Source organism: Lysinibacillus sp. NPDC096212, from assembly GCF_044763105.1.
Taxonomy (GTDB): Bacteria; Bacillota; Bacilli; order Bacillales_A; family Planococcaceae; genus Lysinibacillus.
In genome coordinates this window covers 1-16117 of sequence record NZ_JBIWFQ010000055.1, presented here as the reverse complement: position 1 = coordinate 16117, position 16117 = coordinate 1, and the positions used below count along the sequence as shown (strand labels likewise).

Sequence of the window (16117 nt, the reverse complement as noted above, 5' to 3'; positions counted from 1 at the left end):
AGTTAGCCCAATTTATTTCACCAATCTGATGTTTAGATAAGGATCAGAGTTGAAAACTTTGTATAAAATTTTACACAATATTAAGGACTTGACTCTTTCGCGAGTACTCTCCCGGGGATTCACTCCGCTTCCGCGAGTATTCGCTCTGCTTCTGCGAGTATTCGCTCCGCTTCCGCGAGTATTCGCTCCGCTTCCGCGAGTATTCGCTCTGCTTCCGCGAGTATTCTCTCTGCTTCCGCGAGTATTCTCTCTGCTTCCGCGAGTATTCTCTCAGCTCCCGCGAGTATTCTCTCTGCTTCCGCGAGTATTCTCTCCGCTCCCGCGAGTATTCTCTCGGCACGCGGGGATTCTCTCGGCTCCCGCGAGGATTCTCCTGCTTCACGGGTATTTGCTCTGCCCCCGGGTATTCTCCTGCTTCCGCGGGTATATACTGCAAAACAACGTTAGTTAATAAATATTCCGTTCCCAAAAGCGTTGTTGAGCTATTGCTTTCACAAATTTTTTAGCGAAATCTTTGTCGCCAGTTGCTAGCACCATTCCTGGCCCTACATTGGCATTAGACATATTAAAAAATGTCGTTCCTGATGTAGCTATTCCAATCGGTTTGTAATGTCTATACGCTTCATTGATATAATTTACAATATGTGAATTAAACTTTGCCTGATTTTTTGCTCTTACGCCTACAACATATAACGAGTCAAATAGTACCGCATCCGTAGTAATAAATGTGTCACTTGCTGTTAGCTGTACACCGTCACTACTAGTAACAACCCCTAATCTGTCAGAAATAATACTGTATCGAACTCCCTGTCTTGTTAAATATTTTAGTATTTCTCCAACTTCATTTGCATCAAATCCATCACCTATTAGCACGCCTACTTTAAGTGTTTGGGGCATTTTTATAGTATTTGCTTGACTAAGTGCAGGTGATGATAACGTGACATTTATTTGCTCTCCTTTTGGACGATTAACACCAACATTATCGGCCACAGTTGTTGCCATTGCTTTATCAACACGGACGAACATATCGACAACCTGTTGGCGAACGGACTTACTTTTCACCTTTCCTACCTCAAAACTAAAGGCATCAATGATATGCTGTTTTTCAGGAGGTGACATACTATTCCAAAACAACCTTGCCTGTGAGAAATGATCATCAAACGATTTACTACGTGCTCGTGTGATTCGTCCTTCTACCTTTTCTTCATAATGGACAAAGCCACCTTCCCTTGCCGTTGAAGTTGATGGTGTATTATTGGCCAAGGAATTTTTATGATAGCTCACTTTTCCTATATTAATAGTTTGACGACTAAAGCCATTGCGCTGATTGTTATGAAATGGACAAATGGATCGGTTAATCGGTATTTCAGAAAAGTTTGGTCCCCCTAGACGTATTAACTGTGTATCTAAATAAGAAAATAGCCGCCCCTGCAAAAGTGGATCATTTGTGAAATCTATCCCTGGTACAACATTTCCAGGGTGGAAGGCGACTTGCTCTGTTTCAGCAAAAACATTATCCACATTACGATTCAAGGTCATTTTCCCAATCTTTTTAACTGGCACTATCTCCTCAGGCCATAGCTTTGTTGCATCCAAAATATCAAAATCAAATTTAAATTCGTCCTCTGGCTCAAGCATTTGTACACCGAGCTCATATTCTGGATAATTACCTATCTCAATTGATTCCCATAAATCACGTCGCTGAAAATCTGGATCCTTTCCAGCAATGATTTGCGCTTCATCCCAAATGAGTGAATGAACACCTAACACAGGCTTCCAATGAAATTTTACAAACCTCGATTTTCCTTTATCATTGACGAAACGAAAAGCATGAACACCAAACCCTTCCATCATGCGAAAACTTCTAGGTATTGCTCGATCAGACATATGCCACATAATCATATGCGCAATTTCCTGATTATTTGCCACAAAATCCCAAAATGTATCGTGAGCTGAGGCTGCTTGTGGCATTTCATTGTGAGGTTCAGGCTTTACCGCATGAATTAAATCAGGAAACTTAATGGCATCCTGAATAAAAAAGACCGGTATATTATTACCAACTAAATCATAATTGCCCTCATCCGTGTAAAATTTCGTCGCAAAACCACGAACATCACGTGCAGTATCCATCGAACCTAAGCTTCCAACTACAGTTGAAAATCTGACAAATACAGGTGTTTTCTTATTAGGGTCCTGTAAAAAGCTTGCTTTCGTATATTCCCCCATCGATTCATACAATTCAAACTCTCCATGTGCTGCAAAGCCCCGAGCATGTACAACACGCTCAGGAATACGTTCATGATCAAAATGCGTTATTTTCTCTCGAAAGTGAAAATCCTCCATAATAGTTGGCCCACGAACTCCAGCCTTCAACGAATTCTCATCATTCGAAACTTTTAGCCCCTGATTCGTCGTCATCTTTTGCCCTTCATTATCGACACGAAACTGCTCTAACTGCTGATCCTTTGCATTCTCCTCCAAATCTTTGCGCTGATTCGACTTAGATTTATCCACGCAATCCCCTTTCATTCCAATACTCATCATTCTCAATAACACTATATGTTTGTCTGGAATAAACATGCTTCAAGGCGTTGCTATAGAAGAACTTTATCAATTTTTTCTTAATTTACGACAAAAAGTGATTTGAAGTTAATTTGTAAATGTAGTGAAGGTAATATAGCATTTTAATTAAAAGAGGAGAGAAAAATATGAAATCATTTCACTTTATAATAATAAGTCTTTTCTTATTCTCTATATTAGCTCTGTATGGCGTCTACGGTTATGTAAGTATTGCTATAAAGAAGCATATTAATATTTTTTACATTCCACAATTTCTTAAATTCATCAATAGGAACTTTTCGATTATAGCCATTGTTATCATCATTACAATTCACCAGTTGCCTTAATGATTCTGAAAGGTAGACATGCTCTTTGTCATACCCTACGACAGGGACAAAATGCAAATTATTACGATTCTTATGTACTTTAATAAAAACAATTACGGGAGTTCCTTTACTAACTTCGGACTTTAATGTATTTACATTTCCTTTATAATAGCTTGTTTTAAATCCCTTTTTTCTTAACACCGTACGGATTCCCTTTGGATATACATTGCCTGATCTCATTTTACTAGGGAAATTAGTATATAACTCTTCACCATCGGCCTCCATTCCAAAATGACGCAACACATATGATGTTGAAAATGCTGCACATTCCCTTTTGTTTTGTATATCTATCCTATTATTTCGTTTAATTAGAAAGTTAGTCGGATAATCTCTTTTTCGTAAAACAGGTATGGGTAATGTCATTAAATATGCATTAATGATAGTTGATATAATAATCCATAAAATAGCTGTTCTAACTATAAACATACTACTCCCCCCATTGCTTTGCGACCATATCGCAACAATATTCTAAGTCCTTCTTTCACTAACTTGCTCCGTTAGCACAATCGAAAAACAATCTTACTAATTTTCCCAATAAATATATTAGTTCTCCTAAGAATTGATAATTCCTTCTTCGACTATCCTACCCCGTTAGTACAATAAGAAAAAGGCTACTCCTAATTAAAGTAATGCCCCCGATAGTTTAAGTGAACTTATTCACAAAGTTATTTTATTATTGAATAAATGCAAGTGTCTGTTAATCGACATCCATCTGCTGACAAATCCTCATTCCTTAGTATTCCTTCTAACTTAAATCCGAGTTTTTCAGGGATGGAACGACTCTTATAATTTGTTGATTCACACCTAATTTCAATTCTTCTAAATATGATTTGATTTAATCCGAAATTAATTAACTCATTTATAGCTTCTGTCATATACCCATTGCCACTAAAAGTTGAATTAATCCAGTATCCAATTTCACATTTGGGAATATTCCAATCAATCCCCTGAAAGCTCGCTGCTCCAATAAATTCATCAGTATTTTTATGAAAGATAAGAAAACGAAAGCTTTCTCTTTTTAAAAAGTTGATATGAGCATTTCTTAGGTTAATCTCTGTTTCTTCAATACTAGGAATTTCTTGAGCAAAGGGCATCCACGCTTTTAATTCAGTGAAGGAATCTCTAATTGCTTGGTTAACAATATTTCCATCTCCAGAATGATTTGGAGCACGAAGAATTAATCTTTCCGTTGTTAATTGTGTTGGGATATCTAATAGTAAAGGATTATGCATTTCATTTTCCCCTTTTAAATTTTTGATTACTAAAAAATTATATAAAAACTATCCCTCCCAAGACATTCGTCTTGAGGACGAGAGTTATAACTTCGTGGTACCACCTCAGTTTGTTGATATGTCAACATATCAACCTCTTCAGGTACGTTCATATCCTATCTTTGAACCCGTCTCACAATCCCTGATTTTTCATTAGATTGGTAAGATACTCAGAGTCTTTTTTATTAAGATTTATCACTATTACTCCTTTTCAGAAAATAGGAGCTCTCTGTAAATAATCAACTCTTAATTACTTCTCATCAACGCTTGATATATTTAGAATTTTTCAATACTTTATCTAAAATTGTAATTATTGTCAACAGATTTCTTATTCAACTACCCTGCCCCGTTAGCTCAATAAGAAAAAAGATGCTACCGCAGCAACATCTTGTTTAACTCTTGCACCCGTTAGTTTAATAAGAAATGGAGGAACTCAATTAAATTAAGTTCCTCCGTTACTATGAATATTTACAATTAAATCTATTTCGGCTTACACTCAAAAGAATAATTACTTGTGAGATTATTACGAATTTCTAATATGACTTCTCCACCATTTTCATAACAGCCAGTGATGAGTAAATTTATTTCTTTAGTATTGAAATAACTATAGGTATGCGTTATAAAAGACACTCCAAATAAAGCGATAACGAAAAGCCATAAAATGCCTTTTAAATCCTTTTTTTTAAAGATACTCATTTTCATCCCCTCCTAAATTTTAATTGAACTAATCTATTCCTTTACCTTATTACGCTTAAAAGTAATAGAATTTCCATTTTAAAAAAAAAAAAAAAAAAACAAAACTCCCATTATTGAACTAACCTTCTCCGTTAGTTCAATAATAACAGCGACGCTTCTTCAACTAAAGTTCTTGTTAGTTTAAATTGAAGTACCGATTAAAAAATAATGATTTACAGCGTTATATATTGTCTATATATGCACGTTTTTATTCATATAGCATATCTGTAGAATTTTCTGCAAATTTTTGAAAAGTCTTATTGTAGCTATGTTTATATACCTTTCCATAAAATGCTGCATAATTAATGTTCATACAAAAAGCCCAAAACGTTGATTTAACAACATTCATGACTTTTTAATGTGTGCCCAAACTTCCATTTGGAAACGTTATTAGGTTTAGTTATGTATACGTTATAAATCCTGGTTGCACTAAATCCTCCATTAGTTGAAAAAGAAAAGTTAAACATATTCAACAATCGCGGCCCGTTAATTAAACATTTGTTACCTTATTCATTCTAAAACAAATCCAAAACGTTAGGGTATATGTATTGTAAAGTCAGAATAAAAAGAACAATCAAGCCTATTGTGGATATTAAAAACACCCAAACTTTTTTTATCCTTAACTGTACAAAAGCAGATACCAACACAAGAATATTAAAAATCACAATCATTGAAACCCAAACCCCATAAGTTTGATCTGGGTCTGGTGCAGCAACGCTAAATGCTGGGCCTAAACCAATAAGAGTTACTAATATGAATATCAATCCGTGTACCAAGTATACTGCTGCCTTAAACAATTAAACCACCTGCCCTCTCCAATCTCGATCATGAGTAAAATAATCCTTACTCCGTTAAATGACCCGTTTGCGGAACAACTTAATACATTGTAATTTCAAATGACTTTATGAATTAAACAACTTTAATATCACGAAACACTTTTAAGTATAACATTAGTTCCCAAAGCGCCGTTTGGTAACAATTCTTTCCTGTTTTTTAATTTAAAACTCGAGCGAAGCGACAACAAATATAGCTGCTTATTTTGGAAAATAAAAGCTAAATATTTGTAAAGGTCGTAGGAATCTCCTACCAAGCCAAAAACAGCGTTTTCGGGGATTACCATGGTAATCCCGTTGCTTGCCTTTCTCTCAAAAATAGAAAACTTTCTAATCTTTTCTATACTTTTCACTAAAGCACCCCATTAGTTTAAGAGGAAAATTAAAAAAATAATATAACCTTTTATCATTTTCCGACAGAAAACTCCCACTTCTATAAGTGTGAGTAGTTCAAGTTTCGCCCATAAACACAAGTAGTACGATTGACAATGAAACGCCAATGACATAAATCCCAAAAACAATCATAGGGGAATACTTCCAAAATCCTTTTTCTCTTTTTTTAAAGCTCTGAACACTAAATATTATTCCTATGACGAACATAATAGCCCCAACGAAGAATAGCCAAGCAGTATTAAGTTGAAAGTAATAAAAACACGCTACACAAATAAGTCCTACTACTGAAAATAATGTTGATAATATCCCTTTTTTTCTGAGCATTGTTTACCGCCTCCTTAATTTCTACAATTACTATAAGGACGAACGAAATGAACATCAGTTCCAATTTTAATTAATTTTACCATTTAAAATATACAGAATCCATTACTGCTTATTGAACTAAACTGCACCGTTAGTTGAATAGCAACACTCTTTTAGAAAACGGCCTAATTTAAAGATTTAATTTATCCAAAACGAAGTTTGAGTGGTGAGATATGAAGAAACCTTGGTTTTTAATTATGTCAGGATCATCGATATTGCTTATATGTATCTATGCAATGTATCAGACTTTTTTCAAATCTCAAATTGGACCTTTTGGAAGTGGGATATTTCTGAGATTTCATTTCTGACATTGGGTATAATAAGTCTAAAAAATTACCGTAATCGTTAAATCGCGAACAACTGGCTCTAACCAAATTCATTTCATAATGCAACTCTAAATCGTTTATCTAAAACAAAACCTTGATTGGCAACTGAAGTGACCCCAGTTAGATTTTTGTCTAACAACCGGATCCGCTTCAAATTTGCCTATCAAGGTTTTTTTCATCACTATTTAGCTATCTTCACTAGTTACTACTATTATTTAAATGCTTGAGCAGCTGCTACAGCTTTTTTCCAGCCTGCATAGATTTCTTCACGATGTGAGTCATCCATATTAGGTGTGAATTGGCGATCTAAATTCCAATACTCACTAATTTCATCTGGTGATTTCCAGAAGCCAACTGCTAAGCCCGCTAAATACGCAGCACCTAAAGCTGTTGTTTCGTTAATGACCGGACGATCAACAGGAACGTTTAATAAATCTGATTGGAATTGCATTAAGAAATTGTTTGCAACTGCACCACCATCTACACGTAATTTCGTTAGTGGAATATTGGCATCCGCTTCCATTGCACCAAGTACGTCTTTTGTTTGATACGCTAACGATTCTAATGTTGCACGTACAAAATGTTCTTTAGAAGTACCGCGCGTTAAACCGAAGACTGCACCTCGTACATCTGAATCCCAATAAGGTGTACCTAGACCAACGAATGCAGGAACTACATAAACGCCGTCAGCCGACTCTACACGCGCAGCATATTGCTCAGATTCTGAAGCAGAACGGAACATTCGTAAGCCGTCGCGTAACCATTGAATAGCAGAACCAGCTACGAAAATACTTCCTTCTAAAGCGTAAGTAACCTTACCATTTAAACCCCATGCAAGCGTAGTTAATAAACCATTCTCTGATTTTACTGCCTTTTCACCAGTATTCATCAACATAAAGCAGCCCGTACCGTAAGTGTTTTTAACCATACCTTCTTCAAAGCAAGCCTGACCGAATAGAGCAGCTTGTTGATCACCCGCAGCCCCTGCAATTGGAACAGCAGAACCAAAGAACAGCGCTTCCTCCGTATATCCATACACTTCTGAAGAAGGACGAACCTCAGGAAGCATAGAAGCTGGAACGCCTAAAATGTCTAATATTTCTTCATCCCATTTTAAATCATAAATATTGTACATTAACGTACGAGAAGCATTTGAATAATCTGTTACATGGACTTTACCACCTGTTAACTTCCATATTAACCACGTATCAATCGTACCGAATAATAAATCGCCTGCTTCTGCTTTTTCACGAGCACCTTCAACATTGTCTAAAATCCATTTTACTTTTGTACCTGAGAAGTATGCATCGATTAATAAACCTGTTTTATCACGGAATAAATTATTGTAACCGTTTTCTTTCAATTCCTCACAAATAGCGTTCGTTTGACGTGATTGCCAGACAATCGCATTATAAATTGGTTTCCCCGAATGTTTATCCCAAACAACAGTAGTTTCGCGTTGGTTTGTAATACCGATCCCAGCAATTTGATGTGATTCAATATTTTTTGCAGAAAGCACTGTAGCGATACAAGAAAGAATAGAAGACCAAATTTCTTCTGCATGATGTTCAACCCATCCTGATTGTGGGAAATATTGCGGGAATTCTTGTTGTGCAACGTGGAGAATGCTCCCTTTTTCATCAAACAAAATAGCACGTGAGCTTGTTGTACCTTGGTCCAAAGCTAAAATATATTTTTTTTCTGACATCGGTCATACCTCCAATAATTTTTTAATTTCTTTCAGCGTCTTCTTTGTGCAAGCACAAAGCCGATTCCAGACTCATTGTTTCTGTGTGAAAGCGATGCGACAGCTACAATTATGCCGAGGCATAATTGATTTACTCTTCACTTTTAACATTGTTCACTGTCATTTGAGCACTGATAAAAATAATAACTACGATAATAGCAAATACCCAAAATGCGATACTATTTTCCCCTTCAAAAATTTGTTGGAAAAATAGGGCACCAAATGTACCACCAATAATTGGACCTACAACTGGAATCCATGCATATGACCACCCTGAGTCACGTTTACCTGGGATTGGTAAGAAGAAGTGAGCAATACGTGGACCTAGGTCACGTGCAGGGTTAATTGCATAACCAGTAGGACCCCCTAATGCCATCCCAATGACTACAATTAGCATACCAACTAGAAATGGATTTAAACCATCCGTAATTGTATTTGTTCCTAATGCTAGAATACCTAAAACAAGTATAAATGTACCAATCATTTCTGAGATTAAATTTGATAATGGATGTTTAATAGCAGGCATCGTAGAAAATACAGCCAGTTTCGCTTCCGGATCTTTCGTACCTTTCCAATGTGGTAAATACATAAAATAAACGAGTACCCCACCTAAAAATGCACCAATCAATTGTGCAGCAATGTAAGTAGGTACGTCTTCCCACGGGAAATTACCGATTGTAGCAAGCGCGATCGTTAAAGCAGGATTTAAATGAGCCCCACTAATACCACCAACAGCATATGCAGCCATCGCCACACCTAGACCCCAAGCGAATGTAATCACTACCCATCCACCGCCAAAACCTTTCGATTTGTGCAGTGATACACCTGCAACAACGCCACCACCGAATAAAATAAGAATCATCGTGCCGACAAGTTCAGCTGTAAATGTTGACATACAAAAAGCCCCCCTTTGTAATATTGCACTTAGTAAAAAAATAAACCCACACTTAAACAAACTGCATGTTGTAATGCAGATGAATAAATGTGGGTTCCTTTTCCTAACCACGCGCTTTTTAACTTATGTACATTGTAGAGAAAATAATATACATAGTCAACGATATTTTTGGAAATTTTCCCACAAATTCTTATTTGATGTTGTAATCGCTATTGCTCCAGCCGATAACGCTTCCTCTATGCTTTCAACAGTGCGAACTAGTCCACCTGTAATAACTGGAATTTTTGTTCGCTGGTGTACTTCTGAAATCATTGAAGGAATGATGCCTGGTAATAATTCAATATAATCAGGCTTTGCTGACTCAATCATTGAAAAGCTTTTTTCAAGTGCAATCGTATCAATTAAAAAGACGCGCTGAATGGCAATAATCCCACGAGATTTTGCTTTTATTAACATATTAGATCGAGTGGAAATTATACCTGCTGGACGGATATCATTACATAAAAAATCTGCTGCAAAGTTATCCGTTTTTAAGCCATGAATTAAATCTGCATGAATAATTAATTTTTTACCGTTACGATCTGCTTCTCGTTTTATGGACATGAGCAAACTAATATGCACTTCTAATAGAACAATGTATTCGAATCGACTATTTAATATTTCATCAAATTGCTTTACTGTTCGTGCTGCGGGAATAATTTGTTGATCATTGAAATTCATTTGATTTCCCCTTTATTCAAAAAGTCAGGCCGCCATTAAGACGACCTTCCTTTTTATTATAATGCAGTTGTAGCTCTTGTTATTTCTAAATTTAAATCTTTTTCATATTGCGTACGTTGTTCAGTAGACCATTGTAATTGTTTTGCCATTTCATCTAATATCGCTTCTTTATATTGTATTACAAGGGCGATATTAAAGAACATATACGCTGTACGACGAATCATAAAGTCGTTTGGATGAACAACCATTTCATGATGAATACCGTACTGTAGCTGAGCATATAGCCCTTGTGGTAAAACAGGATGTTCTTCTTTAGCATATTCAAAAACAGTATCCACATTAGAACCATAATGATGTGCTAAATGTTTTGCTTCCTCTTCTGATAATCCGATATCAACACCCATTTTTGTTCGTTTTGACACGAAGGCTTGTAAGTTTTGGGAGCCCCCAACATCTCCACCAGAAATATGAATATTCTTTGTATAACATGGTTTTGATGCAATGCCAAATCGTTGTTCTAAATCTAGCGCAATCATATTTAAAACCGTTTCAGCCATTTTACGATAACCTGTTAATTTACCGCCAGCGATTGTCACAAGTCCCGAAGCAGATTCCCACACTTCATCCTTACGAGAAATTTCAGATGGATTTTTACCTTCCTCATGAATTAATGGACGAACGCCTGCCCAGCTTGATTCGATATCTGCATCAGTGACGTTAACTTTTGGAAACATGTAATGAATTGCCTTCATTATATAATCACGATCTTCTTGTTGGATATTCATTTCCTTGGCATCGCCTTCGTAAAATGTATCTGTCGTTCCAACATATGTTTTCCCATTTCGAGGAATCGCAAACACCATACGGCCATCAGGGGTATCAAAATAGACTGCTTGACGTAATGGGAATTTAGATTCATCAAAAACGATGTGCACACCTTTTGATAAAATTAAGTGCTTGCCATTTTGTTCCCCTTCAATATTACGAACCTCATCTACCCATGGGCCTGCAGCATTCACAACTTTTTTTGCACGAATATTAAACGTATTATGGGCAATCAAATCTTGTGCTACAATACCATTAATTTTCTTTTGGTCATTGTATAAAAAGTTTTCTGCCTTTGTATAATTAATGAGTGTAGCGCCTTTTTCGATGGCAGCTTTGGCAACTTCGACTGTCAGACGTGCATCATCTGTACGATATTCTACATATACACCACCGCCGCGTAAGTCCTCACCTTTGACCAAAGGTTCTTTTTCCATTGTTTTTGTAGCATTTAACATATATCGACGTTCAGAACGTTTAACCCCTGCTAAAAAATCATAGACACGTAAGCCTATATTCGTTGAGAATTTACCAAATGTGCCTCCTTTATGAAATGGCAGTAGCATCCAAACAGGAGTTGTTACATGCGGTCCATTTTCATAAACGATCGCACGCTCTTTTCCTAAATCTGCAACCTCTTTTATTTCAAATTGTTTTAAATAGCGAAGTCCACCGTGCACTAATTTTGTCGAACGACTTGAAGTACCAGCGGCGAAGTCTTGCATTTCAACTAACGCTACAGATAGTCCACGAGCAATTGCATCAAGTGCGATACCACAACCTGTAATCCCACCACCAATCACCAATAAATCGTATTCTTTACTTTGTAATTCTTCAATCGTTTGTTGACGTTGTATTGCTGAAGCTGTGCTCATAATGAATTTCCTCCTTATTTAAAGCGAAAAAAGAGACCATTAAAAGCACATGTACAACTGTACATATGTTTTTAATGGTCTCTCAATCGCTCAAACCTAGTATATTAACTTAATTTCATTGTAATCTGTTTAGAAAGAAAAGGCAAGGTAGACCGTCTGGAAAAATTACGAATACAACATACACTTTTCAATCATTTATAGGTTTAAGGGCGTGTCATATGTACTGTTCAATTGTCATGGCTTCAGATATTATTCCCAAATACAAAAAATTTATTTATCTTCATTTTTGAGTGGAGAATAAAATAAATTTAGTTGTAATCGTCGTATAGAAAAAGTTCCACTCCAATCAACTTAATATATGTCATACTTTTAATAATTGTTATCCCCATCTTTTGAGATATAAAAACAGCAGGTTCTCCATTAAGTGACGGAAAACCTGCTGTTTGGCAATCAATTCTGCCTCGGCCTTTGTAGCTGACGCTTCGCTTTCGCTACAGAAAACATCTTGCCGCTGTCGCGCAGATAAAAATGCGTCCGGAATCGGCTTTGTACTTAGGCCTGCAGATATTTTTTGCGCGAAAGCGTAGTGCTAACGCAGCGACAGCAGCACCGATGCAGGTCAGTTAGCCGTTATCGGATGGATGCGATGATTTTAGGCTAACATCCTCTAAGAACGACTTTTTTGCCGAAAGAAGTTAAAATATGTATTTTATCATTTCATGTATGTTGCAATAAGGATTATCACGACTTTCCGACTTGCGAAGTGCCATCATATCTGTGCAATTTTTAATAGCGACCTCATGTCGAAGTGCGATAGGTGCAATGACTGACTCATCCGCTTTATGACGAAAATAACGTATTACCCCAAGATGCTGCTCCATCTTGTCATTTAATACAGCTCGAGGATACTTTTCGGAAATATCGACTTCTTCAAAATGCAACAGTAGCCATAATTCGAACGCTTCATTTGAATAGGCGATATGAATATTATTTTCCTCGCAAAAGTCATTCACTTCCTCTAATTGCTTTTCGGTTAAATCATCCTTATCAAAAACAATCCATACCTCGTCAAAATATTGATAGCTTGAATCTCGATAGGCATGCTGGGCTAGCTTAATTGCTGAACGCTTGACGTTTTTTATTTTGACACTTACCATTTTTGAGCGCTTTAAAATACGCATTTGCTCAAAATAAATACGTTCGGTTTCACCTTCACAATAAATTAAAACGGTTTTACGCAGTGTTCGATTTCCTTGTTGACGCACTCTCACTGTTCAGATACCTCCATTTCCTATCAATTTTGCCTCAGCATAATTGCCTCCGGAATCGGCTTTGTACTTAGGCCGGCAGATGTTTTTGCAGATAAATTATCACAGGACGTGGCGTCTTAGACTAAGTTCCTTTATTTCAGCGGGTGTTTGGATTCCCGCTGAAATAAGTTAAATATTGATCTGATAAATATTCATTAATAACCGGTGTAGCTCCAAATTCTCCTTTTAAGTAACGCTTGGCATAGGAAATATCCCCACGTTTCTTCTGTAAATCTGCAAAATCAAATAAGGAGTATAACTCGGATTCATTTTTAAAGCTTTTATTCACAAACCAAATTTGATCGGAACGTAGTGGCTGATCTAATAAATCAATTTCATGACTTGTGACAACAAATTGATTCGTAACATTACGCTTGCTGTTCATAATGGCCATTAAAAATTCGCAGATGGACACATGAAATGCTGTGTCAAATTCATCTATAAAGATCGTCTTCCCTTTATTGTATGCATCGACCATGACACATGCTAAATGCAGCATACGGACTGTCCCCTTTGAATCCATGGTCCAATTGATCGTTTCTGTTCCGATTGGCGCGCCTGCTTCATCGAACGATAAATAGTGCAAATCGATATCCACCTCTTGAATAACCTCTGGAGTGTCAAAGTCATAGCCAATAGTATTTTTCTCTCTTCGTTCAACGCGTCTTGCCGTCACATCTTGAATAGAAAAGTCTGCAATCTTTAGTAACTTTATAACTTCTTTCTTAAAGTGCTCCTCTTCAAGTTTACGAATAAGTGGATGACTTGATAACCGATTTGCTTCATCTAAAAACATTATTTTATGTAAAAACCAATCAAATATTTTCCTAGCATCTGGATCATTAAAGACATTTAATACCGATAAGAAAGCTGTATTATTACGCGTATATTTTGTCAATTCTAGCGATGTGCTGTGGGCAGTTTCATACAAATATTCTGTTCCATCCCATTGTCTATTAAAAAGCTGCTCTTTCATAGACTTTGTCGTTTTAGTTAGACTTTCATAAAGAACCTGTGACGCATTATACTGTACCTCATAATCGTACAGTACCCCATCTAGTAATAACGAAATCATAAATTCTGTCGGTTGTTCCTGCTGACCTCCTAACTTAAACGGCTGGTAGGGCAAGCGTAGTTGTTTAACATTATTTAGATTTTCAAAGTTAAACAATAAAGAACGTAAAATTTTAATAGCAGTGAATAAGTTTGATTTTCCACTTCCATTTGGTCCGAAAATAAAGGCACTTTTTACAAGGTGAAATGAGTCGAATTTCATCGTATGTGTATCCTTTAATTTTCGAATACGGCTTCCCGCCACCATTGAAAATAGTGTTTCATCCTTATAACTTAAACAATTTTTCACTCTGAAATCTACCAGCATTTGTAAGCCTCCGTTCAATTCCGCAACATTCCTTTAATTATACTATAGGCGTAAAAAAACACCTATTACTCCGCGTAATACCAATAATGCGGAGCATTTGCTGATGAATGATACGTAATCGAAAATATAAAAAGACGATTTTCCCTTTACAGTAGGGTAAATCGTCAAATAGCCATCTACATATTTTGCCCATATTGATAAAAGCTAAAATTGTTCCAATAAAATGAGATTTTGTTCCGATAAATCTTCAAGGTATAATGAATTCATCACTATAACTTGGGGTTGATTTCCCTTCGTTACGCTTCTCCAGGATCTCATCTGTGTCGCTAAATGATAAACTTACATTTTGACAACACGGACATACTTTTACAATTTAATTATATTCCCACTATCTTTTCATTTTGAAATGCTTGCAATGTACGCTCTATGCCTTCCGCAAAAGTAGTTTTTGGTCTCCATCCTATCGCCTTCGCCAACTTAGCGTTATTTAAAAATGAATGCTCAATATCTCCCTCTCTCGCAGGAGCATATTGAATTTCTAAAGGATGATTTAAATGCTGTAATAATAAAATAACTTGATGAATCGACCATGCCTCATTCGTTGATACGTTATAAATGCCCTGTAATCTAGCCTGTACACCAGCGTAAATAGCATCTGCAATGTCATCTACATATATGAAATCTCGTGTTTGCTCTCCATCTCCATAAATCGTAAAGGGCTTTCCTTCAATACTACTTTTTAGCATGCTAGGAATAACCGCCGCTTCCCCCTGCATACATTGCCTTGGACCGAATACATTAGCAAATCTATAAATTAATGTTGGTAAACGATAATCTTTTTTCCATTTTTCACAGTATGTCTCACCTATACTTTTGTTTAATCCATACATCGAAATCGGCTCACTAACATCTGTTTCTTCTAATGGTGGATAGTGACTATCTCCGTAAACAGCTGCTGACGAGGCAAAAACGAAATGCTTTACCTTATATTTTGACGATAAGAAGAGCATCTGACTAAGCCCTACAATATTCGTTAAAACATCCTTCACTGGCTCCTGCATCGATTTTTGAACACTCGTTTGCGCTGCACAATGGATGACCACATCAAATGATGTTTCTTTAAAGAGATGCTCACAAACTTCATCTTCCACATTCAATAGATAAGATTTATGCTCAAAGTCGACATTGCGTAAATGACCTGTACTTAAATTATCAATAATATAAACATTTGCACCCTCTTTAAAAAAACGCCTCGCCACTGCACTACCAATAAAACCATAACCACCTGTCACTAATACATTCATCCCATCGCCCCCAAAAACAATATGATGTTTTATATGCAGTAATTACTAAAATTATGCAAGCAACTTATGTGAGGTGGTATTTTTTAACAACTTTTTAACTGACGGATTGTAATATTAAGTGCAACACCTAGAAGTCAATATAAAGGAAGCCCATAACGACCTCGTGTAGAATGTAGTTACCACACAAACATTCA

14 protein-coding genes are annotated in these 16117 nt (G+C 36.4%); all 14 read right to left on the bottom strand.

Features of this window, described 5'->3' with window-relative positions; translation table 11 throughout:
• Positions 1-447: 447 nt before the first annotated feature.
• The 14 genes from ACIQ7T_RS27595 to ACIQ7T_RS27530 all read right to left on the bottom strand — a co-directional run bounded on the left by ACIQ7T_RS27595 (position 448) and on the right by ACIQ7T_RS27530 (position 15923).
• Positions 448-2529, bottom strand: coding sequence for a catalase (locus tag ACIQ7T_RS27595; protein WP_370076847.1), 2082 nt, complete (start codon positions 2527-2529; stop codon positions 448-450).
• A gap of 227 nt (positions 2530-2756) precedes the next feature.
• The gene (locus ACIQ7T_RS27590; protein WP_370076845.1) at positions 2757-3371 is read right to left on the bottom strand and encodes a cysteine peptidase family C39 domain-containing protein; all 615 of its coding nucleotides are present in this window, start codon (positions 3369-3371) and stop codon (positions 2757-2759) included.
• A 239-nt stretch (positions 3372-3610) separates the two neighbouring features.
• Positions 3611-4177, bottom strand: a complete 567-nt coding sequence (locus tag ACIQ7T_RS27585; RefSeq protein WP_370076843.1) for a GNAT family N-acetyltransferase — start codon at positions 4175-4177, stop codon at positions 3611-3613.
• 519 nt (positions 4178-4696) lie between these two features.
• Positions 4697-4912: a hypothetical protein gene (locus ACIQ7T_RS27580; RefSeq protein WP_402875244.1), complete on the bottom strand. Its 216-nt coding sequence runs from the start codon at positions 4910-4912 to the stop codon at positions 4697-4699.
• A 554-nt stretch (positions 4913-5466) separates the two neighbouring features.
• On the bottom strand, positions 5467-5748 hold the full coding sequence (locus tag ACIQ7T_RS27575; protein WP_370076841.1) for a hypothetical protein: 282 nt from the start codon (positions 5746-5748) through the stop codon (positions 5467-5469).
• Between the two features lie 128 nt (positions 5749-5876).
• Entirely contained in the window at positions 5877-6137 is a 261-nt protein-coding gene (locus ACIQ7T_RS27570; protein ID WP_370076839.1) for a hypothetical protein, read from the bottom strand.
• A 97-nt stretch (positions 6138-6234) separates the two neighbouring features.
• Positions 6235-6501 (bottom strand): hypothetical protein, encoded by a 267-nt coding sequence (locus ACIQ7T_RS27565; protein WP_370076838.1) that lies wholly within the window; start codon positions 6499-6501, stop codon positions 6235-6237.
• 576 nt (positions 6502-7077) lie between these two features.
• Positions 7078-8574, bottom strand: a complete 1497-nt coding sequence (gene glpK / locus ACIQ7T_RS27560) for a glycerol kinase GlpK (protein ID WP_370076836.1) — start codon at positions 8572-8574, stop codon at positions 7078-7080.
• Between the two features lie 130 nt (positions 8575-8704).
• Entirely contained in the window at positions 8705-9508 is an 804-nt protein-coding gene (locus ACIQ7T_RS27555; RefSeq protein WP_370076834.1) for an MIP/aquaporin family protein, read from the bottom strand.
• A 156-nt stretch (positions 9509-9664) separates the two neighbouring features.
• Positions 9665-10228 carry a glycerol-3-phosphate responsive antiterminator gene (locus ACIQ7T_RS27550; RefSeq protein ID WP_370076832.1) on the bottom strand — a complete coding sequence of 188 codons (564 nt, stop codon included), beginning with the start codon at positions 10226-10228 and terminating at the stop codon, positions 9665-9667.
• A 56-nt stretch (positions 10229-10284) separates the two neighbouring features.
• Entirely contained in the window at positions 10285-11928 is a 1644-nt protein-coding gene (locus ACIQ7T_RS27545; RefSeq protein WP_402875238.1) for a glycerol-3-phosphate dehydrogenase/oxidase, read from the bottom strand.
• Positions 11929-12623: 695 nt separating this feature from the next.
• Complete coding sequence (locus ACIQ7T_RS27540) at positions 12624-13199, bottom strand: RloB family protein (RefSeq protein ID WP_370076828.1); 576 nt, start codon at positions 13197-13199, stop codon at positions 12624-12626.
• A 136-nt stretch (positions 13200-13335) separates the two neighbouring features.
• On the bottom strand, positions 13336-14619 hold the full coding sequence (locus tag ACIQ7T_RS27535) for an AAA family ATPase (protein ID WP_370076826.1): 1284 nt from the start codon (positions 14617-14619) through the stop codon (positions 13336-13338).
• A 377-nt stretch (positions 14620-14996) separates the two neighbouring features.
• Positions 14997-15923, bottom strand: coding sequence for an NAD-dependent epimerase/dehydratase family protein (locus ACIQ7T_RS27530; RefSeq protein ID WP_370076824.1), 927 nt, complete (start codon positions 15921-15923; stop codon positions 14997-14999).
• Between the last annotated feature and the right edge of the window lie 194 nt (positions 15924-16117).

Bases quoted from the DNA above. Each gene is read 5' to 3' on its own strand.
- ACIQ7T_RS27555 (WP_370076834.1), bottom strand. From the start codon at position 9,508: ATGTCAACATTTACAGCTGAACTTGTCGGCACGATGATTCTTATTTTA.
- ACIQ7T_RS27535 (WP_370076826.1), bottom strand. From the start codon at position 14,619: ATGCTGGTAGATTTCAGAGTGAAAAATTGTTTAAGTTATAAGGATGAA.
- ACIQ7T_RS27590 (WP_370076845.1), bottom strand. From the start codon at position 3,371: ATGTTTATAGTTAGAACAGCTATTTTATGGATTATTATATCAACTATC.
- ACIQ7T_RS27530 (WP_370076824.1), bottom strand. From the start codon at position 15,923: ATGAATGTATTAGTGACAGGTGGTTATGGTTTTATTGGTAGTGCAGTG.
- ACIQ7T_RS27545 (WP_402875238.1), bottom strand. From the start codon at position 11,928: ATGAGCACAGCTTCAGCAATACAACGTCAACAAACGATTGAAGAATTA.
- ACIQ7T_RS27595 (WP_370076847.1), bottom strand. From the start codon at position 2,529: ATGAAAGGGGATTGCGTGGATAAATCTAAGTCGAATCAGCGCAAAGAT.
- ACIQ7T_RS27585 (WP_370076843.1), bottom strand. From the start codon at position 4,177: ATGCATAATCCTTTACTATTAGATATCCCAACACAATTAACAACGGAA.
- ACIQ7T_RS27565 (WP_370076838.1), bottom strand. From the start codon at position 6,501: ATGCTCAGAAAAAAAGGGATATTATCAACATTATTTTCAGTAGTAGGA.
- ACIQ7T_RS27580 (WP_402875244.1), bottom strand. From the start codon at position 4,912: ATGAGTATCTTTAAAAAAAAGGATTTAAAAGGCATTTTATGGCTTTTC.
- ACIQ7T_RS27550 (WP_370076832.1), bottom strand. From the start codon at position 10,228: ATGAATTTCAATGATCAACAAATTATTCCCGCAGCACGAACAGTAAAG.
- glpK (WP_370076836.1), bottom strand. From the start codon at position 8,574: ATGTCAGAAAAAAAATATATTTTAGCTTTGGACCAAGGTACAACAAGC.